2 protein-coding genes are annotated in these 1,997 nt (G+C 73.3%); both read right to left on the reverse strand.

Annotated elements, in window-relative coordinates:
* The coding region (locus HGA02_RS17720; RefSeq protein ID WP_484482055.1) for a glycosyltransferase family protein at positions 1–655 on the reverse strand (655 nt) is incomplete at its 3' end.
* On the reverse strand, positions 652–1,997 hold a 1,346-nt coding region (locus HGA02_RS17725; protein ID WP_210728770.1), incomplete at its 5' end, for an O-antigen polymerase. The genes HGA02_RS17720 and HGA02_RS17725, both read right to left, overlap by 4 nt.

Below are 1,997 nucleotides of genomic sequence, written 5' to 3' on the forward strand. Positions count from 1 at the left end.
CGATCTCGACGCGCGGGTCGGCGGCGGCGAGGGCCTCGACGGTCGCGCGCAGCTCCGCGGTCTCGGGGCTGCCGACGACGCGCAGCTCGAGCTCGTCGCCCGGCGTCGCGGCGAACGCCTCGACGAGCTCCTCGACGCCCTTGTAGGGGCGGACGAGCCCGAAGAACAGCACGCGACCGGGCCGCGCCTCCCCGCGGGGGTACGGGGCGTACCAGCCGCGGTAGTGCGGGTGCGGCACGGTGACGAGCGGCGTGCCGGGGCGGGCGTCGTCGGGCAGGGGCGTCGTCCCGTTGAGCCGCACGAACACGGTCGTCCGGCGGTCGACGACGCGCAGGAGCCACCGTTCGAGCGTGCTCCCGGACTCGTGCGGCTCGACGTTGTGCAGGGTCCGCACGACGGCCGTGCGGGTCAGCGAGAGGCGCGCGAGCAGGGCGGCGGTGGTCAGGAACCGCGCCGCGGTCTTGAGCCGCGACGTCCCGCGGAGCAGCTTCTCGGGCCAGTGCACGTGGAAGACGTCGTAGCGCCCGAGCAGCGCGGTGCGCCAGTCGAACGTGAGCGCGTGCACGTCGTCGGGCAGCTCGACGAGCAGCTGCGCGAGGTACGGGTTGGTGGTGCGGCGGGGCCGCGGGAACGACTCGAGCACCGTGACGGTCATGCGCGCCCTTCCGGCAGGGGGTCCGGCCCGGCGGCCGGTCGGGTGTCGTCGAGGGTCGCCTCGCCGGCATCGACGCCGGGTCGGGGGAGCAGCAGCATGCCGAGAGCGAGCACGATGATCGGCATCGAGCTGTAGATGGGACCGAACGCGAAGTTCCAGAGCATGACGCACGTGAGGTAGATCGCGAGGCCGGACGCGACGCGGCGTGCGGCGGCGCTCGCGATCGACCATACCGACAGCCCGAGGATCCAGGCACCGAGCGCGACGCCGGGGATGCCGAAGTTGGACCAGAGGTCCGCGATCACCGCGTGCAGCTTGATCTCGCTGCCGAACATGTAGTTCTCGACGTACCCGTTGTCGGGGTCGTAGTTGAGGGCGGCCATCCCGGACTTCGCGACGAGGATGTCGTCGAGGTTCGCCTGGACGCCGACGCCGTAGCCCATGGGCCGGGACTCGGCGAGGGCGAGGCTCGCGCCCCACTCGGGCCGACCGCCCAGCAGGATCGAGCCCGACGTCTGCACCTGCTCCTGCGACCGCTGCTGCGTCGCCGCGCCGAGGTAGCCCTCGAGGATCAGCGTGGTGCCGACCGAGTAGACGCAGGCCGCGATGCCCGCGAACAGCGCGATCGTCGCGAGCGCGCTCGACCGCCGGCCGAGCGTCGTCGGGCGCAGCTGGTAGGCGACGAGGAGCGCGGCGAGCACGAGCGTCGCGAACGCCGACCGCGAGTCGTTGAGCATGCAGACGGCCGCGAGCGCGAGCAGCAGCACGATCTCGACGGGTCGTGGCCGCTTCCGCACGACGAGCCCGAGCGCGAGGACGGTCACCGCGTAGGAGAAGTTGTACTTCCACGGGTTGGCCGGGTTGATGGGCTCGAGGCCGATGCGCAGGACGAGGCCTGCGGCGGCGGACAGCGCGACGGTCCGCAGGGAGAGCACGGTGCGGGCCCACAGGAGCATGCCGATCGCGCAGAAGCCGCCGACGACCAGCAGGAGGTTCGCGCGCAGCACGACCGGGCTGATCGTGTGCGACGCCGACGACACCGCGGTGAGCCACACGCCCGACGCGAGCGCGATCCCGCCGAGCAGCAGCAGCCCGCGCGCACCGACGAACCGCTTCGGTGCCGACCACCAGACCGGCACGAGCGCGAGCGGCACGACGATCGCCGTGGTGAACGCGTCGACGAGCTGGTAGTTGAGCGCGACCATGGCGACGGCGGCCATGGCGACGTACCGCGTCGAGCGTCGGGGGACCCGCAGCGGTGCGGGGAGGCGCGGGTGCGCGCGCGCGTGCGTCGACCCCGTGCCGGGCCGTGCCTCGGCGGCACCCGGGTGCGGGGCGGGGG

It is taken from the genome of Cellulomonas septica, from assembly GCF_012396155.1.
Taxonomy (GTDB): Bacteria; Actinomycetota; Actinomycetes; order Actinomycetales; family Cellulomonadaceae; genus Cellulomonas; species Cellulomonas septica.